This is a genomic window from Streptomyces sp. NPDC002623 (assembly GCF_053592635.1).
On sequence record NZ_JBSFWB010000050.1, the window covers coordinates 1 to 22,005 of the forward strand.

The 22,005-nt window shown below is 65.1% G+C and carries 17 protein-coding genes and 2 pseudogenes; 10 read left to right on the forward strand and 9 right to left on the reverse strand.

Going from position 1 to position 22,005, the window contains the following annotated elements; genetic code table 11:
• Positions 1-204 (reverse strand): annotated as a pseudogene (locus tag ACWD4O_RS43900) (hypothetical protein); the annotation flags it as partial.
• 193 nt (positions 205-397) lie between these two features.
• On the opposite strand from ACWD4O_RS43900, the gene ACWD4O_RS43905 reads away from it, so the two are divergent.
• A complete protein-coding gene (locus ACWD4O_RS43905; RefSeq protein ID WP_451288645.1) occupies positions 398-2,638 on the forward strand; it encodes an ATP-binding SpoIIE family protein phosphatase in 2,241 nt (746 codons plus the stop codon).
• Between the two features lie 252 nt (positions 2,639-2,890).
• On the opposite strand, the gene ACWD4O_RS43910 is transcribed toward ACWD4O_RS43905, so the two are convergent.
• On the reverse strand, positions 2,891-3,355 hold the full coding sequence (locus ACWD4O_RS43910) for a MarR family winged helix-turn-helix transcriptional regulator (RefSeq protein ID WP_451288646.1): 465 nt from the start codon (positions 3,353-3,355) through the stop codon (positions 2,891-2,893).
• 338 nt (positions 3,356-3,693) lie between these two features.
• On the opposite strand from ACWD4O_RS43910, the gene ACWD4O_RS43915 reads away from it, so the two are divergent.
• Together ACWD4O_RS43915 and ACWD4O_RS43920 are read left to right on the forward strand one after the other, a co-directional pair.
• Positions 3,694-4,521 carry an SDR family oxidoreductase gene (locus ACWD4O_RS43915; protein WP_451288647.1) on the forward strand — a complete coding sequence of 276 codons (828 nt, stop codon included), beginning with the start codon at positions 3,694-3,696 and terminating at the stop codon, positions 4,519-4,521.
• Positions 4,522-5,033: 512 nt separating this feature from the next.
• Positions 5,034-5,366 (forward strand): annotated as a pseudogene (locus ACWD4O_RS43920) (transposase); the annotation flags it as partial.
• Positions 5,367-6,080: 714 nt separating this feature from the next.
• Here the strand turns inward: ACWD4O_RS43920 and ACWD4O_RS43925 are convergent.
• From ACWD4O_RS43925 to ACWD4O_RS43950, 6 genes are all read right to left on the reverse strand, one after another.
• Positions 6,081-6,947 carry an EthD domain-containing protein gene (locus tag ACWD4O_RS43925; protein WP_451288648.1) on the reverse strand — a complete coding sequence of 289 codons (867 nt, stop codon included), beginning with the start codon at positions 6,945-6,947 and terminating at the stop codon, positions 6,081-6,083.
• 381 nt (positions 6,948-7,328) lie between these two features.
• A complete protein-coding gene (locus ACWD4O_RS43930) occupies positions 7,329-8,234 on the reverse strand; it encodes a hypothetical protein (protein ID WP_451288649.1) in 906 nt (301 codons plus the stop codon).
• On the reverse strand, positions 8,231-8,629 hold the full coding sequence (locus ACWD4O_RS43935) for a hypothetical protein (RefSeq protein WP_451288650.1): 399 nt from the start codon (positions 8,627-8,629) through the stop codon (positions 8,231-8,233). The genes ACWD4O_RS43930 and ACWD4O_RS43935 overlap by 4 nt, the downstream gene beginning before the upstream one ends.
• A 66-nt stretch (positions 8,630-8,695) precedes the next feature.
• Positions 8,696-9,475: an SDR family NAD(P)-dependent oxidoreductase gene (locus ACWD4O_RS43940; RefSeq protein WP_451288651.1), complete on the reverse strand. Its 780-nt coding sequence runs from the start codon at positions 9,473-9,475 to the stop codon at positions 8,696-8,698.
• 99 nt (positions 9,476-9,574) lie between these two features.
• Positions 9,575-9,730: a hypothetical protein gene (locus tag ACWD4O_RS43945; RefSeq protein ID WP_451288652.1), complete on the reverse strand. Its 156-nt coding sequence runs from the start codon at positions 9,728-9,730 to the stop codon at positions 9,575-9,577.
• Positions 9,731-10,273: 543 nt separating this feature from the next.
• Positions 10,274-10,471, reverse strand: coding sequence for a hypothetical protein (locus ACWD4O_RS43950; RefSeq protein ID WP_451288653.1), 198 nt, complete (start codon positions 10,469-10,471; stop codon positions 10,274-10,276).
• Positions 10,472-12,152: 1,681 nt separating this feature from the next.
• Between ACWD4O_RS43950 and ACWD4O_RS43955 the strand changes: the two genes are divergently transcribed.
• Both ACWD4O_RS43955 and ACWD4O_RS43960 read left to right on the forward strand, forming a co-directional pair.
• Positions 12,153-13,097 carry an alpha/beta hydrolase gene (locus ACWD4O_RS43955; protein WP_451288655.1) on the forward strand — a complete coding sequence of 315 codons (945 nt, stop codon included), beginning with the start codon at positions 12,153-12,155 and terminating at the stop codon, positions 13,095-13,097.
• Between the two features lie 26 nt (positions 13,098-13,123).
• Positions 13,124-13,507 carry an EthD domain-containing protein gene (locus ACWD4O_RS43960; protein ID WP_451288657.1) on the forward strand — a complete coding sequence of 128 codons (384 nt, stop codon included), beginning with the start codon at positions 13,124-13,126 and terminating at the stop codon, positions 13,505-13,507.
• Positions 13,508-13,871: 364 nt separating this feature from the next.
• On the opposite strand, the gene ACWD4O_RS43965 is transcribed toward ACWD4O_RS43960, so the two are convergent.
• The gene (locus ACWD4O_RS43965; RefSeq protein ID WP_451288658.1) at positions 13,872-14,660 is read right to left on the reverse strand and encodes a hypothetical protein; all 789 of its coding nucleotides are present in this window, start codon (positions 14,658-14,660) and stop codon (positions 13,872-13,874) included.
• Between the two features lie 237 nt (positions 14,661-14,897).
• Here ACWD4O_RS43965 and ACWD4O_RS43970 point away from each other — a divergent pair, with 237 nt between their 5' ends.
• The 5 genes from ACWD4O_RS43970 (at position 14,898) to ACWD4O_RS43990 (ending at position 22,002) form a co-directional block, all read left to right on the forward strand.
• Positions 14,898-16,577: a class I adenylate-forming enzyme family protein gene (locus tag ACWD4O_RS43970; protein ID WP_451288659.1), complete on the forward strand. Its 1,680-nt coding sequence runs from the start codon at positions 14,898-14,900 to the stop codon at positions 16,575-16,577.
• 800 nt (positions 16,578-17,377) lie between these two features.
• Positions 17,378-18,385, forward strand: coding sequence for an AraC family transcriptional regulator (locus ACWD4O_RS43975; RefSeq protein ID WP_451288660.1), 1,008 nt, complete (start codon positions 17,378-17,380; stop codon positions 18,383-18,385).
• Positions 18,386-18,467: 82 nt separating this feature from the next.
• Entirely contained in the window at positions 18,468-18,869 is a 402-nt protein-coding gene (locus tag ACWD4O_RS43980) for a hypothetical protein (RefSeq protein WP_451288661.1), read from the forward strand.
• A 535-nt stretch (positions 18,870-19,404) separates the two neighbouring features.
• Positions 19,405-20,193 (forward strand): MBL fold metallo-hydrolase, encoded by a 789-nt coding sequence (locus ACWD4O_RS43985; RefSeq protein ID WP_451288662.1) that lies wholly within the window; start codon positions 19,405-19,407, stop codon positions 20,191-20,193.
• A gap of 213 nt (positions 20,194-20,406) precedes the next feature.
• Complete coding sequence (locus ACWD4O_RS43990) at positions 20,407-22,002, forward strand: acyl-CoA dehydrogenase family protein (protein ID WP_451288663.1); 1,596 nt, start codon at positions 20,407-20,409, stop codon at positions 22,000-22,002.
• Positions 22,003-22,005 lie beyond the last annotated feature (3 nt).

Below are 22,005 nucleotides of genomic sequence, written 5' to 3' on the forward strand. Positions count from 1 at the left end.
CAGAGCCATCTCCCCCCAGCGGAGGTCGTCCCTCTCGAAGGCCATGCCGCGCATCAGGGTGAGGTAGGGGCCGATGGGCTCGCCGCCGGCGACGTCACAGCGTCGGTGCCCGGGATGACGATGATCACGCTGGAAGGCGGTTCTGGCGCCTGGGCGTCGATGACGCAGGCCGGCACGGCAGTGTCGCTCCCGTTCGCGGACCATGCGTCGCCGGCGGAAACCGGGCCTGTCGATGGTGTCGCCGGTGGTTCAAGAGCCGAATGAGCCTCGCCTCGTCACACGATCCGAGCCCCCAGGCGTCCCTCTGGGCGCCCACGGGCCATTCCGCGGTGAGAGGTGACTTACGCTTCGCGGTCAGACGTGTACTCCTCGGCATTGCGGCAGCGCTCTGTGCGACATGTCCGCCCGGGTGTTTGAGCGTACATTTTGGACTGTGGAAAGCACTGTCGACGCTTTGCTCCGCTGCCTCGCTCGAGAGCTCAGGCCCCGAGCCGACCAGCTGGTCGACGCCATGACGCAGCGCTTCCGCACCGAGTTTCCCGAGTTGTCGATGCACGAGGACCTCGCTGCCCTGCAGCCTGTGGTCACGACCGAATATGTCACCGCCATCCTGAATGTTCTCGAGCACGGCTTCGATGTGACCGAGGTCAAGGCACCGCCCGCTGCCATTGAGTTCGCTCGCCGAGTGGCTGAGCGCGGGGTGCCGATCAGCAAGCTGCTGCGTGTCTATCGGGTCGGCCACGCCGGTCTGCTGCGGTTGTTGTACGAAGAGGTACCCCGGCTCACCGACGACACGGAAGTGATCAATGCGACGATGATCGCATTGAACGGCATCGGTTTCGAGTACGTCGATCGCACCTCGGAACAGGCTGTCGCGTCGCACCAGGAGGAGCGCGACCGCTGGCTGCAGCGCCGGCTGATCATGCTTGACGAGGCGAGCACACGGATCGGGACCACCCTCGACACCACACGCACCGCCCAGGAACTGACAGAGGTCGCCACTGACCGCTTCGCCGACCTCGTCACCGTCGACCTGCTCGACGCCGCGTTCCAGGATGATGAGTCGCGTCCGGCACCCGATTTCCCGGCGCTGCGCCGGGTGGCTCAGCGGTCCGTGTTGGACAGCTGTCCCGACTCGGCAGTCGCCACGGGGCAGACGCACACCTACCCCGAGGGGACGGATCCAGCTCGCGCACTGGCCAAGGGGCAACCCCTGCGGCACCGCATCACGGCCTCCGACATCCCCTCATGGCTGGCAGCAGATCCGGACGACAGACGTACCCTGCGCGACCTCGGTATCCACTCCGTGCTGTTGGTTCCGTTGTGTGCCAGGGGAACCACCCTGGGGCTCGCACAGTTCCTTCGCCACCGAACCGCGGCCCCGTTCGACGACGACGATCTGGTCCTGGCTCAGGAGATCGCTTCCAGAGCGGCCGTCTACATAGACAACGCTCGTCAGTACATGCAGGAGCGTTCCACCGCACTCACCCTTCAGCGCAGTCTGCTGCCGCACCACATACCCGAGCAACTCGCCGTCGAGACAGCCTCCCGCTACCTGCCCTGCGGATCCCGCGCGGGTGTGGGAGGTGACTGGTACGACGTGATACCCCTCTCCGGCGCCCGCGTCGCCCTCGTCGTGGGCGACGTGGTCGGCCGCGGCCTCCATGCCTCCGCCACCATGGGCCGGCTGCGGACGGCCGTCCGTACGCTCGCGGACATCGACCTGGCACCCGACGAACTCCTGACGCATCTGGACGACGTGGTCATACGCCTCCAACACGAGGAACAGGATGCGGACGAGATCAGCGCCACCTGCCTCTACGCGGTCTACGATCCGGTCTCCTGTTTGTGCTCCATGGCCAGCGCCGGACACGTTGGACCAGCCGTGGTCGCGCCCCAGGCCGCAGTTGGTGGTACCCGAGCTGCCTCACGTGAAGTCGCCTTCCCTGAACTGTCCGTCGGCCCGCCGCTGGGCCTGGGCGGGTACGCCTTCGAAACCACCCAGTTCGAACTGCAGGAAGGCAGTCTCCTGGCTCTGTACACCGATGGCCTCATCGAAAGCCGCTCCCGCGACGTGGACACAGGACTCGCATTGCTGCGCAACGTCCTCGCCGGGACACCCGCCTCGCTGGAGGACACATGCGACGGACTGCTGTCCGCGCTGCTCCCAGGTCGGCCTGCCGATGACATCGCTGTCCTCGTAGTGCGGACCCGAGCTCTCGACGCCCACCACGTCACCACCATGGACTTTCCGTCCGATCCGGTGGTTGTCTCCGCGGCCCGTACATTCGCACTCGACCACCTGACGGCCTGGGGGCTGGAGGAGATGGCCTTCACCACGGAACTCGTGGTCAGTGAACTGGTGACGAACGCCATCCGCTATGGCACAGGCCCCATCCAGCTGCGGTTGATCCTGCAGTCGACCTTGACGTGCGAGGTCTCCGACACCAGCAGCACCGCCCCTCATCTACGCCGTGCCCGCACCTTCGACGAGGGCGGCCGCGGCCTGATGCTGGTCGCACAACTCACCGAGCGCTGGGGCACGCGGTACAGCCGCGACGGCAAGGTCATCTGGGCGGAACAGGCCCTCACGGCCGACGGGAGCCCCCTGGCACCACCCGTGATGGTGGCGGCATAGCCAGTGGACGTGGCAAGCCCGGGCGGGTGGTGTGCGGATAAGCGCTGGGTGATCGACTGGTTTGCGGTTGCGGGCCCGGCCCGGGGGTGCCCTGGTCTGATGCCGTAGTAGCGGCACGTGGCGGCAACATCGCCGTTCACGTCTTCTGCGTGGCGCAGTAGAGGGAGCCGGTGCCGGGCGCGTCGTGCAGGCTCGCGTTCGGGCATGCCGGTCTTCCAGGGATCTGACCCACCTGTCAGCAACGTCCGTCGGCTAGGCCCTCTTCGTTCCGTTCTGCTCCCGGACGGTATCGAACAGGGAGGTCAGAGCGGGACTCCCGGCGAGGCTGCCCAGCAGGGCATGAAGCGACTGCCGTTCCTTGGTGCCCAGGTCGGCGAGGATTTCGCTGTCGAGGCCGACGAGTGTGCGGTTGAGGTCGGCCAGGACCTTGCGCCCGTCGTCGGTGATGTCCACGGCATAGCGGCGTCGGTCCTGTGGATCTCGTGTCCGCGACGCATACCCGGCCCGCTCCAGGTCGTCAAGACTTGTCACCATCGTCGCCGGATCGATGCGCAGGAACGAGCCGAGTGCCAGCTGAGGCATCGCCCCGTTGTCCGCCAAGGCCTGCAGGACGCTGTAGTGCCTCACGCGCAGACCGGTCCCGCCGATGCCGTCCTCGGCGATCTTGAACGCCACCTGTCCGAGCTTGACCAGAAGGCAGATGGTGTGTTCGGTCACTGTCCCTGGTACCAGCGGAGCCTCGGACATCGTTTATCCCGCCCATGGTTAGTGATGCGTATGGTCTGTGCCCATCGTACGAGGGGGCGTAGTACTTCGCCATCGCCGCCTCGGGTTCCGGGGACGGGTTGCCGGCGTCCAGGCGCGGTGCGGCCTCGGTGTACAGGGTGCGGGCGCTCCTTTCGAAGACTGGGACAGTTCGTCGCCGTCGACCTCGCTGGGGAAGGGATGCGGAAGACCCCTGCCGGTCGCTCTGGCGTGTGGGAGTGAAAGTCGTACGTGGACCTTATCGTTAGCATCACATACGATTAGCTCCACAATCAATTTTGGAGGCGACCATGACACGGACCCTGGCCGGCAAGACCGTCCTCATGTCGGGGGGCAGCCGAGGCATCGGACTCGCCATCGCCCTGCGCGCGGCCCGCGACGGTGCGAACGTGGTGATGCTCGCCAAGACCGCGGTGCCGCACCCGAAGCTCGAAGGCACGGTGCACACTGCTGTCGATGCGGTTGAGCGGGCGGGCGGCAAGGGGCTGGCCATTGTCGGTGACGTCCGCAACGAGGACGATGTGCGCACCGCTGTCAACGCGGCGGTCAGTGCCTTCGGCGGCATCGACATCGTGGTGAACAACGCCAGCGCGATCGACCTGTCGCCGTCAGAGCAACTGGAGACGAAGCGGTACGACCTGATGCAGGACATCAATACGCGCGGCACGTTCCTGCTGAGCAGGACCGCGATTCCGCACCTGCGTGAGGCGGGCAACCCGCACATCCTCACGCTCTCCCCGCCGTTGAACCTCGCGCCGTACTGGGTGGGCAAGCATCTCGGTTACACACTGTCGAAGTACGGCATGAGCTTGTGCACCATCGGGTTCGCGGAGGAACTCGCCGGCGACGGCATCGCCGCCAACTCGTTGTGGCCGCGAACCCTGATCGACACGGCCGCCGTGCGCAACGTGGTCGGTGGCGCCGGGCAAGCCCGCAGTCCGCAGATCATGGCCGACGCCGCGTACGCCGTCCTCACGCGTGACGCGCGCAAGTGCAGCGGCAACCTGTTCATCGACGACGAGGTCCTGTCGGCGGAAGGCGTCACCGACCTGTCCGTCTACAGCCCGGCCGGCCTCGAGGGCGAACCCGCTCTCGACATATTTGTCGATCCGGTCTGATCCCGGCATGTAGTGAAGCCCCGTGCCTGCCCCTGCACGGTCTGTGCATGGGGCTGTACCGCCGACGCATCCTGTAGGGGATACGTCGGCGGTACAGGGGAAGGTCACGCTGACTGCCTTGCCGGGCTGCCGCGTTGGCGCAGTGCCTTGGCAACCACAATCAGCCGAAGATGTCGGCGACAGGCCTGTGTTTGTCGAGTTCCATCCGGTCGGGCCAGGCGTGTTCCTGCGCAAGGTCGTTACTGGTGGCTTCCGAGTAGACGTGTGCAGAAAGAGTTCGGCCAGGGGGCTCGGCCGAACGTTGCCGTGGCCCCGGGCGGGCCGAAGAGTCCAGCCCGTCTGGGTGCTCCGACGATCGGTCCTTTTCCCTGCCCGCAGATACACCTGGCACCTTCGGTCGTTCCTCCTGTATGTCCTGCGGGGCTCGTCCGGTTACGGTGATCTTGGTGAGGTGTGTCATTCGTGTGTGGTGGTGCGTTGAAGGGGTGTGACTCCGGACGGATTGCTGCCCGGCCCGGCTCGGGGAGGACGGCAACCGCCAGGCCCTGGCCCACTTCATCACCACCGGCCCGTGGGATCCCGCCCATGTGCGGGCCCGCCTGGCCTGGACGATGGAAATCGCCGTCCGGTCGGCTGCGGCTGTTGCTCCTCGGTCCTGGGACCCGGCCTCGCCGAAGGCGGCTGCGGACCAGGTCGCCCGCCGCGCTGCCTGCCGGATCCCCGACGATGTCGTGCACGTGGAGAAGTGGCAGCTCGCCCTGGACATGCTGGACGAGACCCGCTCGTGCGGGATCGAGGTGCCGCTGGCCGTCGCGGACGCCGGCTACGGCGACCCCACCGCTTTTCCGCCACGGGGTCCAGGCCCGGCGGCATGCACTACATGGTGGGGATCTTCGGCACCCTGTCGGCCCAGCGCGGCCACGCGGTGCCGGCCACCGAGCCGTACTCCGATATCGGTTCCCGCCCAGTTCCAGGCCATGGTTCCTCCGGTCGTTCGACGTACTCCGCACATCCGGACGACCCCTCCAGCATGGTCCTACTCAGCGATACCCGCGGGCCCGCAGCTCCTCATCAGTGGTCGAGTCGTCGTGCGGCCCCGGGCGGCCAGGTGTCACAGGAACCATTGAAGGCAACCACCCCCAAGCCATACCCGGGGCCACTGGATCCTCCGGACCGTACGACAGCCCATCCGACCCATCAACAACGTAGGACCACCCCCAGGTCATGCCTTCGACAGGGGGACATAGCCATGCCGGGCCCGCCTGTGGGAAAGCGGCTGATGTCGCCAGCATGCCCGATGACCGTGGCGACCCGCACGGTGCCCAGGCCCGACACGGCCGTGGTTACCTGTCGTGGCGAGACCCGCGGATCTCGGCTGCGCTGTCCTGGCCTGCCGGTCCCGGCGGCGCAGGCCGGCCAGCAGATTGACCGTACAGACCCGCACCCTCGCGGCAGGCTTCCCCTCCTCCGGCATTCCCATCTCCGACGCCACTGCGCACCCCTCGCTCATGTGGCGACACGAGACGCCGCGTTCTGAGACAACAGAGCGTGGCTCCTGCTCACTGATCGTCGAAGATCACGAACTTGTCTGCTATCACCAAGGTAGAGCGCTCGAGATCGATGACACCGTCCTCGCGCCGCGCAAGTTCCTCCCACGCTCCACGCTGTGTATCCCACGAAACGGCCAGGTCGTCTCGCGACGCGAATCCGAAAACGTCCATGGCGTCGAAATGACGTTCCTCGCAGCCGCGGACGGCGCGGAAGCCGTCGTTGAGCGGCGTATCGATGGGAACTGTCTGTCGGTACTCGGCGAAGCCGAGCTGGTCACGAAGACTCGACACGTGATCGGCACTGCGCTTTCGCTTGAACTCAAGGAAGTTCTCGGTCGAAACGCCGTCGCTTCGCCGGATGCACACCATCAGGTGAGTCGTTACTGGGCTCTCCGAAGAGATCACAATGTCTTCCTCGGCGAAGCAGGGCACCGACGTGGACAGGTCCATGAAGTTGACCTCGTCTTCCAGGAGCGTGGTCCATGCACCGACTGTGCTGCTGGTGGGGTCGCTCAGAGCCTGGGCGTACTCGTCGAACGCCACAGAGGAAGATCGGGGGATGCACACGCCGTCGTAGGTCTCGACCCCCATCCCCCTGGCAGCGATCATCGCTCCGACGAGCTCGTCGTCGGAGCGGGTGCGGTAGTGCGTGTAGCTGTCGGCCATCAGCGACGACCTGACGTCCGGGCGATCACGCACGATCGGCGCGTGATGATCCCGCCAGTAGGCCGTGAATTCCTCCTGGCTCAGTCCCGGCTTACGACGCATCCACTCAACAAACAACGGCATGGCGGCTCCTTCCACTGTGTTGAGCCTCAAGTGTTCTGTCATCGTGACGCAGGTCACGATGGCGTTGCTGGCCTCATTCGTTGTCATTGGCTGTGACCAGGATGTGCAGCATCGGGTTCCTGGTGCGCTCCCGGCATGCAAGCCACAACCAGGCGGGGTCCATGGGCCCATTGCTGTCACCGGAACCAGTGGCGCTCCTCGAATGACGGCGACCGCATCGCGCCAGTGACCTCGGATGACGCCACGTGGATGCGCGAGCCTCCGAGAAGTCCACGAGCCCGCCTGCGTGGCCCAGGTCCAAGTGGGTCAGCAGCACGCCACGAACGTCTCAGGTGCCAAAGCCCAAAGCCTTGACCTGGTACAGCGCTGTTTCAGTGCTCCCCGACGTCCCTGGTACCGAACCCTGTGTCGACCAGCGCCGGACCGTCAGGCGTTTCGACAAGGTGGCGCCCGCCCGGAGTCATCCGGTCATCGCTGTGCGCTCGTCCCCGTCGACACTTCCTGCTCCCGCACCAGGATGGCCCGCACCTGCTGCATGAACCTCGACTCGTCCACGACGAGTTCGTTGTTGAACCGAAGAACCTTGGGGTTGCAATTCGCCAGTACGTAGTGGCGCAGGCTCGGCCAACGCACCCACGCGAAGCCGTCGAAGCAGTCGGGTAGGGCGGTCTCGCCTACTGCGGGCACGTGCACCTGCTGGTATTCCTCGTACCCGATCAGCTGACGGTTGTCGACAACCAGGTGGCCATGAGGGGCGATCCAGTAGCGCTGCAACTCGGGCCTCGTCCAGCCGTCAACGCGGTTCACCAGCTCGATGAGGTGGACCGCTCGGGGCGAGTCCGCGCCAACGCGGAGTCGACGCCTCAGTGGCGACTCTATGACGTCCACCAACGAGCACAACCCGCGCAGGGCCTGAGTGAGCTCATTGAACGCCTCGACCTGTGCAGGGTCGAGGGGACCTGAGAAGGTGAGTTCGAGCATCGCATCGTAGACCGGCCGCAGCGATGTGCGGAAATTCTGTGGCCGGCCCTCGCCGCGCACCCGCCGGAGGAACGCCGTGTTGGCGTGGGTGCGTGCCAGCATGTAGCCAGCTGTGACCAGGCCGTTCGCGCTCGCGTCGTGGTAGCGACGGTAGCCGTCGATCCGCAGTCGCGGGGCGAGTCGGCTGACGTCGGCGTCGACCGAGATCGGCATGCTGCGGAAGAACGCCCGCCGGCGAGTGGCGTTGGCACGTTTGCACAGCACGAAGACCTTCATCGTCCGGTCCTCGGCAGGCTCCGGTCGGTCGACATCAACTGCGCGGTGGAACAGAAGCCTGTCGAAGGCTGCGGCCAGACGTCCGCGGTTGGCGGGCGGCTCGGGGAGCGCCGTCATCGGGCTACCTGCGCCGACGCGGCGAACGACGCTCCCAACCGGCGGTACAAGACGTAGTAGGCGGTGCCGAACACCACGTCGTAGATCCCGAGCGGCAGCATCCAGTAGTACTCATCGGCGATCGCATAGGTGCAGGCCAGGACGCCCCACACCTTGGCGACCACAGCCACGCCGATGAACGAACGGTACCGCTCGGGGTCGCGGCCGGCCTGGATGTACATCAGCCCGAGGATGCACGTGCAGTAGAAAAAGGAGTAGATCCACACCGGGAAACCGTCACCGAAGCGGCCATGGTCATCGTCCCACCAGCGGAGGAATACCGCCGACAGCGGCGAGCCGACGAGGTTGATAATGCCGCCGTACGTCAACGTCTTGGTCAGTACTCTGGTGGACACCGCGTCTCCTTCTCGGTTGTGCTGGTCAATGGGTGGGGTCGTGCGTGGTCAGCGTCGGCTGGCGTGTCACTGGCCAAAGGAGTACCCGCCGTTGGCCGGGTACGTCTGCCTGGTGATCCAGCCTGACGCGTCTGAGACCAGGAATAGGATCATGTTCGCCACGTCGGACAGCTCGCCCAGGCGGCGGGTGATGTACTGCCGCAGCATGCGCGTGACGGCCTCCGGATCGGCCAACTGAGCCTCAACGTCGGGTGTGTTCACGCTCGCGAGCCACACGGCGTTGACCCACACCCCCTGAGCACCGGTGGCCTTTGCCGGTGCCCGACCGAAACCGCCGACACCGGCCTTGGCCGCCGAGTAGATCGGCAGGTGCGGCTCACCGACCCGACCAGCGTCCGAGATGACGTTGATGATGCTGCCGTTACCTGATGCGAGGATGGCCGGCAGCGTGACACGCGTCGTATTGAGGACGCTGTGCAGATTCGTGCCGAGCCAGATACCCCAGTCTTCGGGTCCGGTCTCCCAGAACGGGGCCGGCTTCACAGTGTCGGGGCGCGGACCAGCGTTGTCGACGAGGATGTCCAGTCCGCCTGCCGTGGCCACCGCTTGCTCAACACCGGCCGAGAGTGCGTCGAAGTCAGTGACTTCGCCCGCAAGCGCGATGCCCTGGGCGCCGAGTGCCTCGACCTCGGCTGCGACGGCGGCGGCGCGCTCGGGCACGAAGTCGTTGACGATCACGGCCTTTGCACCGTGGGCCGCGAAGTGCAGGGCGACCTGGCGGCCTACCCCTTGGCCCCCACCGGTGACGAGGGCGACGCCGTTCTCGAGCGTGAGGATGTCAGTCATGACACGATTCCTGTTTGGTGCAGGTTTCCCGCGAACGTTCACGCGCGGGGCGCGCTGCAGGCGGCGCAGCGCCGTGTGGTCAGTTGTGTGACGGTTCGTTCACTCACTGGTGAAGCGCGGTGGCCGACCTTCTGCGAAGGCTTGCAGGCCCTCGTTCCGGTCGTGCGATTCCGCGTAGGTGACGGCCGTCGCCAACTCGATCGCCAGAGCGTCGTCGACGTCTCGGTCAAGGCCGTGATCGACCAGCCACTTCATCTCACGAAGGGGGCTGGCTGGCCGCGCTGATCGTGACCACGACCTCCTCGAGTCGACCGTCAGGAGCGACGACGTGGACGAGCCCGATCGCCCGCGCTTCGGGCGCCGCCAGGCGGTCACCGTGAACGTGAGGTACTTGGCTTGCGATGCCCCCACGCGCCGTGGGAGTCGCATTGACCCACCGCCACCGGGGAGTTGGCAGCACTTGGCGTGACCCTCCCCGATCCTGGCCCCTCGAGCACAACGACGACGTCGCACGCCAGCGCCACCTCGAGGCCGCCCGCGAGCACAGCCTGGAGATCGGCGCCGGCGCAGAAGGCGCGGCCCGCCCCGGTGATGACCAAGGCCCGGACAGGGGGGCCTCGGCGAGTCGGTCCAGAGCGGATTCGAGTTCGTGCATCATCGACGGCGTGAGGCTGTTCATCGCCTCCGGCCGGTCGAGCGTCAGCCACAGGGTCCCATCGCGTAGTTCGGTTCGCGCTTGGGTCGCGATGTCGGCCACGTCTCGTTCTCCTGTTCGTCGATGCGGGTGGTGCATGCAGGTCAGACGGACCGGGAGCCGACCCGCCAGTAGGGATCACGGATGATGCGGCGAAGGACCTTTCCATTGCCGCTGCGTGGCAGGTCGTCGAGGAGGGCACCGTCCTTGGGCACCTCGCGGCCGCCGAACAGAGCTCGACGTTGCGCCTTAGGGTCGTCCGCAGTCGCTGTTGCGCCGGACTTGAGCTGGACCGCGGCCATGACCGCCTCGTCCTACTTGTCGTCCGGGACGCCGACGACGGCGCAGTCCTGGACGTCGCGGCCCTGGAGGATCGCGCGCTCGATCTCGCTCGGGAAGATGTTGAACCCGCCCGAGATGACCATGTCCTGACTCCGCTCCGATCGGCATCACTCGCGGATCGCCATGGTGCAGATCACGCACCCCGATCTCAGTGCACGTTATATATGAATGACTTGGTAGTCAATATATTGGAGTAGGCATGTAGAAACCGTTGTCGGAGGCGCCGGAATCACTGGATTCGGACCGGCCGTCCGACGTTGACTTCATCGCCCATGGCAACGCGGCCGACGGGCATGGTGGGCCAGAACTCCCTACAGGGAGGGGTCGCCTTGCGACCGACAGGACTGCGCGGCGCGCCGATCACCAACGTCGAGAACCCATGCGCGTCGGGATCGTCGGCGCGGAGAAGCTCTCCCTGCCCTACAAGGCTGCCGCGCTGGCCGCCATCCCTTCGGCATCGACATCAACGACACGAGCGGATCCACCAGCGCCTGGGCGGCAACCCGCGTGGACCGATCTTCGTGGACATCTACGCCGACTCCGCTCGGCGCAGCATGGACCGTCACGAGGTGACGTCAGCCGACCTCGCCCAAGTCGTGGTCAAGAGTCGCACGGCGGGCGCGTTGAACGAGAGTGCCCAGTTCCGGACCTCCACGACGGTGGGCGAGGTGTTGTCGATGCGAGCCGTCGCCGGCCCGCTCGCCCTCGCCATGCGCTCGCCGATCGGCAACGGTGCAGCCGCGCCCGTCGTGATGTCGGCGGAGCAGGCGCAGTGCCGTGGTCACACTGCAGTGTCGATCGACGCGTCGGTGCCGTTCATCCGCCGCACGCCACACTCCGTACATCCACCTCCAGGTCGGACTCCGGTGGGACGGAGTTCTGGGCACAGCCACCGGCCGTGCGCGTCGAGGGGCCGGCAGCACACCGATCGCGTCGGGGTTGGCCACGTACAGGAGCACTCCGGTCGCGCTTGGTGAGGTTTGCGATTGAGGCGATGCGGAGGATGGCCTCGAAGCTGGCAGATTGGGTCTCGTAGTCACACCTGCGGCAGCACAGATGCGAAACGTGGCGTGGGTTGCACGGGTCGGGACTTGCTCTCGACGAGCAGCCGGATCAGCGATCTGAATACGCAAACAAAGTATTGACGCAATAGTCAGAACTAAATACGCTCTCAGCGTGACGAGAGACGGAGGTGTAGGCAGGTGCATGCCGTATCCCCCGATCAAGTGGTTTGCGGCGAGCCAGTGGGTGAGATGGGGAGGCTTCATGAACCTGTTCGGGTCGCCGCTGCGTGCCCTGTGCTTGCACTGGTGGGATGTCGCCCGCTAGTCGGTGCGGCTGCGATCGCGAAGACCTGGGGATCGTCGCATGCATCTATGCGCTTTCAGTTGCGCGTAATGGCTGCTCGTTCTTGGCGTCTACGACGTCGGATGCTGTATCGCGTTCTATCTGCTGTACAGCCGTGTTAGTGACGACCGCCTGGCCGGTTCGCTGTCGACGGAGTCGAGATGAGCGTGGTGCGGCCGGTCAAGGCGATGTCGTGCAGACCCTGGCCGAATCTGCAACGGCATCTGACCTATGTGGCAATCGTCCCCCGGCTTGGCGCTGACCATGCTTGCCTCACGGGAAACAGGAGATGTAATGAGCGCGATCAACAAAACGGTTCACCTTGAGGTGGACGTCGAGCGAACCACCTTCCAGAGCCAAGGCTTGGTCTGCGGGGCAACGGTGTTTCGCCCCCGTGGTGTCACCAGACCCCCGGTCGTTGTGGTGGGCCAAGGGTTCGGTGCGACCCGCGACATGAGAATTCCGGACTACGCCCAGGCTTTCGCCGAAGCAGGCATGGCCGTCGTCACGTTCGACTACCGGTGCTGGGGCGACAGCGAGGGCGAGCCCCGCCAGTACATCAACGCGAAGTGGCAGCTGGCGGACTGGAAGTCCGCCATCGCGTATGCGAGAACGCTGATCGACCTCGACACGTCACGCCTCGCGCTGTGGGGCACAGCTTTCAGCGCAGGGCACGTTCTGGTCACAGCGGCAGAGGACCTCACCGTCAGCGCCATCGTGGCGCAAGGGCCGCTCGGGTCGGGTGCGCGCGCAGTTCTGCGCCAGCCACCTCTGCACGCGCTCAAGCTCACGGGGCACGCGATAAGGGACGTCATATCTGCCAAGCTGCTCGGCAGACGTCACAATGTGCGCATCGCGGGGGAGTTCGGCAAGGGCGCCTGTGCGGTCGCATCGACCCCGGATGCCCTGCCGGGTGAGATTCAACTCTTCGGCGGTGACGCCGAGGCCTACGAGCAGATGAACTTCTGTCCTGCTGAGATCGCCCTGACCTTCGGAATGTACCGCCCCCTGTCGAAGGTTCGAAAGATCAACTGTCCAGCCCTGATCATCGGGATGGAAGAAGACATGCTGTTCCATCCGTTCGGCGGCAAGATCGCGGCGTCCCGAATGAGCGATGCCGTCTACGTCGGCTATCCCATCGGCCATTACGGGCCGTATTTCGACGCTTTCGATGACATCGTCGCCCGGACCGTCGACTTCCTCACAGACAAGCTCGGCGTCGGTGCGACGCGGGCCTGACGTCGCCTACCAGCCAAGGAGATCTCATGCTCAAGATGGTCATCATGTTCGCGCGTCGGCCAGAAATGCCACACGAGGAGTTCGTCCGGTACTGGACCGAGACGCATCGCTCACTTGTGGAGAGCGTGTCGCCGGCGCTCGGAATCAAGCGCTACGTACAGAACCTCAACCTCCACAACGAGCTCATCAATCACTACGCCGAGTCCCGCGGGGGAAACCGGAACCGGGCCGACGGGCTCGTCGAGCTTTGGTGGGAGAGCGAAGAGGACTTCGCCGCCGGCTTCCTGAGCGAGGAAGGCCAGAAGGCCAACGCCCTGCTCGCCGAGGACGAACTGAAGTTCGCGGAGATCGAGACCGCCGTCACATTCGTCGCGGACGAGCGAGAGATCTTCAACTACTTGTCCTCGTAGAGCGTCATGACCGAGTTGTGGGGCACTACAGGGCACCGGGAGTCGCTCATCGAAACGGCTCATCATCCGATGGCTCAGAGACCTGGACCACCTCTCGATCGGCAGCGTCGAGATTGCGTGGTGCGGCTGATCGGCCTTGGACTGGTGGTGTGTGCCCTCGCGTGGCTCACGTTGACTTGCTTGATCGTGAGAGCGATGCTCGTGTCCACAGCCTCGTCATTGCTGTGCAACGCACTACAGCAACCTCCGCCTACGGGCGGTCCACGGGGAGACCGACAGCGCTGGGAACCAGTGGAGCTGAGGATGACGGGCCAGCGGCTGCTGCCATGCCCAGCTCACAGGGCTGCCTACCTGCTGAGGAGCGTTACGACTGCCACGGCCGCGCCTCCGCCGAGCCGGCCACGGCCGTTCTCGGCCAGGGCAACCGTTGCTCCCTCCCGTTGACGAGCATCTCCCCGACCACCACGGAGCTGGCCGCGGGGCTCAACGAACTGTGCACAGCCAGGCGCGACTTTGACGTTTCGAAGTGCGATCCTGCCCTCTCGTAGGCCCGGCATGCGGCACGTGCTGTCGGCACCGGAACGTCTTGGCCGTCAAGGCCAGTAGTGACCACCGAGGCCTCCACCGTCACGGCAGCAAGCCCGCGCCGCTTCGTCTGGTCCGGCGACACCACCACGAGCGCGGCCGCGCCGTCGGCGATCGTCGAGCACATCGGGAGTGCGAGCGGACCGGCGACACTGCGCATCGACAGGACTTCCTCGACGGTCATTGGTGTCCGGAACCGGGCGATCTCGTTCCAAGGCACCGACGGCCCGGCTCTTGACGTGACAGCGGCGAAGTCAGCCGGCGTCGCGCCGTAGCGCTCGATCATCCGCCGTGCGGAGTCGGCGTAGACGTCCATGAAGATCGACCCGTTCGGGTCGCCACCAGGGCGCTCGCGAAGCCGGTCGATGTCGTTGACATCCGTCCCCGAGGGGATAGCCGCCAAGATCGCCCGGTTGTCCGGGTAGGACAACTTCTCCGCGCCGACGGCCAGCGAGACCTCGTACAAACCCGCCGTCACCTGTGCATACGCCAAGTGAAACGCGGAGGGGCCAGAGGCGCATGCGTTCTCGACGTTGATGACCGGTCGGCCCAGGAAGGAGGCCGTCACGTCGCAGCGGGACCTCGCCCCGGATTGACCTCTGCCCGGCGAAACGGCCGGCAGCGTTTCCGTACGCGACGAACTCGATGTCGTCCGCATCGCACACCGCGTCCGTCGGCGGTCTCGCACGGCCTGACTCGCCCAGTCTGCACGGGTGCGCTCGGGGAGCAACCCGAACCGGGTGGTACAGCTACCACCGACGACCGTCTCTGCATATCTCCTCCAAATGGTTGACTTCAAAGTTAGTTGTTTATACGTTGCGTCCGTAACGAGCGGCACAGAAGCCGCCAGGCCCGGATCGAGCGGGTCGCGCAGCGTTCAGTCGACGTTTGCATTCGGGGTGCGGATGTAAAACGCAAGAGAGAGGTGAAGCGCGTGGAGCTGTATCTGGATACCTTCGAGGCCGGCGTCCGGAAGTTCGGTGAGCGGCCGCTGATCGTCAGCGGTGATGAGAGCTGGACGTACGCACAGGTCGATGAGCTGGCGAGTCGCATCGCACAAGGCCTGATGGCTGCTGGAGTTGCGCCCGGCTCGCACGTCGGCGTCTACAGCCCCAATCACGTCTACGGCTTCGCCTGTCAGTGGGGACTGCTGCGGGCAGGCTGCCTCTGGGTGCCGCTGAACTACCGCATGGGTGGTGCTGCGATGGCCGAGGCTGTGGACTCCCTCGATGTGGACTGGCTCTTCTATCACAGTTCGCTGGAGGCGGACCTGGACGCCATCGAGGCCAAATCGGTCGGCACGGTCTGCCTCGATCGCCCCGGCCCGGCCGCGCCATCGTTGGACCAGTGGCTGCCCAGCGAGCTCGACCCCGCCGTCACCTACCCGGCCCGGACCTCAAGCGACCCGGCCGCCTTGCTGCTCACCAGCGGAACCACAGGCACGCCGAAGGGCATCGTGGTCTCGAATCGCGCGTGGGTGAGCGCGCAGCAGGGCTTCGACGAGTGGGTCTCGTATGACGTGCCGCCGCGACACCTCGTGGTCGCGCCGATCACTCACGCCGCCGGGATGTACGCCGCCATGTTGCACCCGCACGGCGGCACCCACATCCTGATGAACTCGACCCGCCCCGGCGACATCTTGGAGGCCATCGAGAAGCACGGGGCGACGACGCTGTTCGTACCGCCGACCCTCGTCTACATGATGATGGCGGACCCGAAAGTGAAGTCCTACGACTACAGAACGTTGCGCACCATCGTGTATGGCACCGCGCCGATGGCTCCGGCCAAGGCGCGTGAGGCATGGGAGGTGTTCGGCCCCGTTCTCATGCAGGGCTACGGCCAGAGCGAGGCCCTCATGGTCATCGCAGTAATGGACACCGAGAGCCATCGCGAGGCCATCGAGGACCCGGCGCACGCCAAACGGCTTGAAAGCGTGGGGCGCCCCACGCCCGGCTTCTCGGTCGAGATCATGTCCGAGGCCGGCGAGCTCCTACCCCAGGGCGAACGCGGCGAGATCGTGGTGCGCGGCGACCTGGTGATGGACGGCTACTACAAGAACCCCGAAGCAACAGCAGAGGCCCAGCAGTTCGGCTGGCACCACACCGGCGACATCGGCGTGATCGACGAGGACGGTTTCCTCTACATCGTCGACCGCAAGAAGGACATGATCATCACCGGCGGGTTCAACGTCTTCCCCAGCGAGGTCGAGCGGGCGATCCTTCAGCTCCCTGCCGTGGAGGACTGTGCCGTCGTCGGCGTGCCCGACGACAAGTGGGGCGAGGCGGTCCTCGCCACGATCCAGCTCAAGCCCGGCGCCACACTGAGCGAGGACGAGGTGATCGCGCACTGTCGAGCCACCGTCGGCGGGGTCAAGACACCCAAGCATGCGGTCTTCGTCGCCGAGCTCCCCCGCAGCGGGAACGGGAAAGTCCTGCGCAGAGCCATCCGTGACCCGTACTGGGCCGGCAGGTCCCGCTCGGTATGACCATCACCACCTTCGAGCATGTGCTCGGAGACCTTGTTGGATCAGGAGTTCACTCCATGGCGATCTATCAGAGTCTTGCCACGCTGGGGGTCTGCCAGCACTGGGCTGTGCTGGCTGGTCGATCTGTGCGTGATGTCCAACTGACCGCACCACTGCGTCCTGGCAGCACGGTTCGTGGCAGCCTGGATGTTGTAGGCGTGGACCTGGTCTCGTCGCGTCGAGCCGTTGTCCGGAGTGCGTCGACCTCGAGCAGAGCGGCACACTCCCCGAGCCCATCGATCGTTCGTTTGACGTAGAACTCCATCGCGGCACGCAGGCGCTGCGCCCCGGACCCACTGGCCGAGAAGCCGTGAGTAACCGCGTGGTCACCGAAGTTCAAGGCCTCGCGATGGCGCTCGCAGAGAAACTCCTGCGCGAACGTAGTTACAGAGGGTCCTGTTGGAGATGCCCAGCGACCGGGCGATGTCATCGAGCGAGGTGTTGTGGCGGCCGCGGCGCCCGAACGCGTGGGCAGCCTCACGCGGCGCTGACCCTCGTTTCAGGCGACGCATCTCCGAACCCGTGTTCCGCTCGTTCACCCGGCCGGCTATCTCGTCTCTCCTCCGAACGCCGTTTCCTTGCCTACCTTTGCGCGTTTCCTGATATTGCAGGAGGGAGTCATTTCGGTGACTTATGAGTCAGTTCTCGACAGGGTTGGGCGATCGGGCCCCTCGCTGCCGTTCCAGAATTCGCCCGGTGGGCATGCGAAGGGCTCGCAGCCAATGCCATCGCCTGCCACTGCGGCTTTGTTCGGTCAGTCGATGCCGACACACCGTTCGATCCAGTTCGCCGCGGTCGTGTATCGCTACGCGGCCGAGCTCGGGATCGCGCCGGAAGCCCTGTTGGCGCACAGCGGCCTGGATGAGTGCGACTTCGATGACCCCGACCTGTTGGTGACGCCGGCGCAGGAGTTCTCGCTGCTCCGGAACCTCTCCTGCTCCATCGGCGACCCCGACCTCGGGTTCGAATTGGGCGAGCGATCTCATCTGGGCACATTGGGCCCGCTCGGGGTCGCGACGGCTTCCTGCGAGACGTTGGGCGCGGCGCTGGAGACATTCAGACGACTCGCCGACCTGCTCGGCTCCTACTTCCGGTTCGAAATGCGCACGAGAGCCGGCGCAGCGGTTCTGATGATCTGTGAGCGCCTGGACCTGAAGGAAGCACGACGTCTTGTCTGCGAACGCGAGTTCGCTTCGGTCAGGCGGGTGTTCACCGATCTGATCGGCGTGCCCGTCGACTTCACCGAGATTCGCGTCGCGTACGTGGCACCTCGGAATGGACCACGGTACGCGCAGCGGCTCGGCTGTCCCGTGGTCTTCGGTGCGGCGACGAATGCCGTGGTGTTCGACGCTAGATGGCTCGACCATCGCCTTCCGCTAGCCAACCCGTTGACGCTGAAAGCAGCTGAACGGGCCTGTGAGTCAGCGTTGGACAGGGTGCGGGCGAACGGTCCGTTGTCGCAGCGCATAGTTCAGGAAGTCTTGTTTCGTGGCGATGGACCGCCGGCGTTGGACGAGATGGCACGGCTGCTGAACATCTCCTCGCGGACCCTTCGCCGCCGGTTGAACGACGAAGGGGTGACCTATCGAGACGTGGTCACCCGACTCCAGTTCGATGAGGCGGTGCGACTTCTCAAGACGACCACGCTACCGATTCGCGACGTTGCGCAGGTGGCGGGGTACGGCGATTTGCCCAACTTCTATCGCGCCTTCCGTCGCCGGACCGGAACGACACCAGGGGCCTATCGATCCGCCGGGACATCGCGGTGAGGCCGCCGCAACTGGAGCCTGCCCGGCTTTAGGGAGTACACCCCCGTTCCTGCCACCCACAACGGCAACCAAGGAGGCAGCCATGTCCACCGACGCCCTCACGCGGATCCTCAGATTCGGTGGCACGTTCAATCTCATCGGATCGCCGCTGAGTGCAGTGTTCTTCCACTGGTGGGACGTTCAGCATGACCGCGTCGGGGTCGGCATCTTCCCGGTGTGGATCTACTCGTTCTTCTACTGCACTTGCATACTCGGCCTGTTCTACATTCAGGCCTCCCGCGATCCCGCGAAGTATCGATCGTTCATCGGTGTCGCGGTGATCGCGAAGGTATGGGGCATCACGGCATGCCTCTATGCCGTGTTCGGAGAGTATTACTGGATGCTATTGCTGGGCTTCTATGACGTCGCCTTCGGGGTGCTGTTCTTCGTCCTCTACCGCCAGCTCGGGACTACGTCGGCAGCCAACGCCAGGGAAGCCCGATGACCGTAACCATCCCACGGCCGAGTCGCCAGGCTGCTCGAAAGGCTGCTGTTCACCACGACTCCTTACTCTGAGCGTCCGGGGATGACGCCTGATTCCGATCACAGTGTCCGTCTTCGCGAAACGGCGTGAGAGGATGCGCCGATCCGACCTCTTCAGGTCGATGAATGGTCCCATTGACGCGAACATTCGTTGGCTCGGCGAACAGTTGGGAATCGTGAGGTCCCCGAGCTATGACGGCGCGTCCAATAGCGGTTGGATCACTGCCCTCTATATGTTTCAGCCGTACTCACAGGATCCCTACGTTGTCGAGATTCAACAACCAACTGGTCGTTGACGAGTCCCGCTTCATCAGACCAGTCAGCGCCCTTCTCTCGCGTGAACGACCATGATGAGGAGACATCGCATGGCCGCCCCCACCGACCTCGTGGCCGACATGACCCAACGTGATGGTCGCGCTGGCCTTCCTCGCCATCGTGGCCAAACGAGAACACGCACCGGCGTGCCGCCAGTCGCCGCTGGAAGGGGGTGAGCGTTCATGCGGGTGCATCACCTCAACTGCGGCAGCATGCGGATACCCACCTCTGCGATCGTTTGCCACGTCCTCCTTATCGAGGCGAGCGACCGCCTCGTCCTTGTAGACACCGGTTTTGGCCTCCAGGACATCGAGCGACCGTCACGCATCGGTCCGTCGCGCCACCTGCTCCGGCCCGCCTTGCAGCCAGGAGAGACTGCGCTCCACCAGGTGCGTGCGCTGGGTTACGACGAAAGAGATGTTCGGGACATCTTGATGACCCACCTGGATGTCGACCACGCCGGCGGTCTGGCCGACTTCCCCGATGCCCAAGTGCATGTGAGCTCGGCAGAGGCGCTGGGTGCCATATGGTCACCCTCGGTAAAGGAACGCCAGCGATACCGTGCCCAACAGTGGGCACATGACCCACACCTTGTCGAGCACGACATCACCGGTGAGGCTTGGAGGGGTTTTGCTGCGGCGAAACCCCTAGACGAAGTCGCAGACGGGATCGTCATGATCGCGTTGCCCGGTCACAGTCGCGGCCACACCGCCTTCGCTGTCGAATCGGACCATGGATGGATCCTGCACGCCGGCGACAGCTTTTACCATCACTCGGTCCTGGACGGACGGGATCGCGCGCCGCGAATCCTGGCATCGCTCGAACGATTTATTGCCTTCGATCTTGCACAGGTGCGGCACAACCACCAACGTCTGACCGAACTCCACCAGCACGACCAAGGCCTGATCATCGTCAACGCGCACGACCCGATCCTGCTCGACCGTGCCAGGACGACGAGCAGCGCCGTCTGAACCCGCTCCCGATGAGATTCCTCAAACGGGCTCGGGGTTCGCTTCGGGAGCTCTCTTGGGCAGGCCAGCGCGTGAGCTCCGATTGCCAGTGAGTGGCTAGGCGGAGCGGCCGGCGAAAGTGACAAGAACAGCGGCCGCCAGAGCAATCACCGTGAGTACGGCGGCCTTCATAAAGTGCTGATCAATTCTTCTGAGTAACTTGAACGAGGTTCCATGCCTACGAATGCGCACCGCGAGCCGGCTGCCACATCCGTGGCGGGTGATTCCGTGCCGGGTGAAGCGACCGCAGCGCCCACTAGCTTCCGCAGCACTCCGCCGCGACAGTCTCGACGCCTGGTCGTCTCTCGTGTTGGCGATCGTCCTGACTTCCGTGAGCACTCGCTTGGCCTCTATCGTCCGCCGGGCGCACGTCGTGGGGTCATTCGCCAGGCGGAGGAGCTGGTCGCGCTGGCACGACAGTTCAATGTCGAAGTCGCACGGCCCCACGTCCTTGAGCTTGAACGGGCCACCTTCGAGGATCACGACTTCCTGCCCCACGATCTCGTGCGCGCCTGCAATGACTGGGGTTTGTTCTCCCTGATGATCCCGAAGATGTTCGGTGGACAGGGCTATGACATCTCGGCGGCGGTCTACTTCTTCGAGGAGATCGCGACCGTGTGCCCCGGGGTCGCCACGCTGATCGGGCTCCAAGGACTCGGCACCGCGTGCTTGATGGTCTCAGGCAACCTCAGAGTCGCGCGCCGTCTCTTCGACGACGTCCTCCGCGGTGAACAGGATGGGCGAGCTTGCATGTTCGCGGTTTCGGTCACTGAGCCCAACGCTGGAACCGACCTGCAGGATCTCGACCTCACGGGGCGTGGACAGATCGGCTGTCGTGCGACCAAGGTCGAGGGCGGGTACCTCGTCAACGGGTCCAAGGTCTTCTCCTCCAACGGGCACTTCGCCACATGGGACGTTCTCTATACGTGCACCGACCCTGCTAGGCCCGTCGAGACGATGGTCGTGCTGGCAGTGCGGGCAGGGACCGAAGGATTCACACTCGGTCGGTTCGAGGACAAGATGGGGCAGCGGCTCTCGCCGGCGAGCACGTTGAACTTCGACAACTGCTTCGTCCCCGACGACCTCGTCATTCTCGACCAGGCTCAGCGCCGCGGGTTCAGTGACTCCAGCGACCACGACATCATGACGCGGCACTTCGACTACTGGTTGTGCATGTCCCGCGTGTCGATCGCGGCCATGGCGGCGGGTGCCGCCCGGGGGGCCTTCGAGGCTGCGGCGGCGTTCGCTGACGAGACCCAGCTACGTGGGATGCCCATGATCGACCATGGGTGGGTGCAAAGCCGGCTTGCCGAGATGTACGCCAATGCCCGGCTCGCTCGTCTCGCCTACATCGACGCTGCAGGTGCCAACGCGCTGTCCAACCTGATGACATCGAAGTTGGTCTTCCACAGCCAGAACGCCATGCCGTGGAAGCCGATGAGGAAGGTGCTCGGCCGGCTCTGGGACCACCCGCGCACCAGTCGCCTCGCCAGCAGGATGCTGCTCGACCGCGGCCTCGATCAGAGGTTGGGGGCAGGACTCGGCTCAATGGCGAAATTCGCAGCGGCCGACCTGGCGATGAAGAACTGCCAGATCGCTCTCGAGCTCATGGGATCGCAGGGGACACGTCACGAGGGCAGGGTGGAGAAGCTCCTGCGCGACACCAAGCTGCTTCAGATCTACGAGGGGACCGCACAGCTCAATCGAGTCGACACCTTCAAGTCGCTCATTGCGCCCGGCTACCAGCACGGTCGTCTCTTCGCCGAGTAGTCA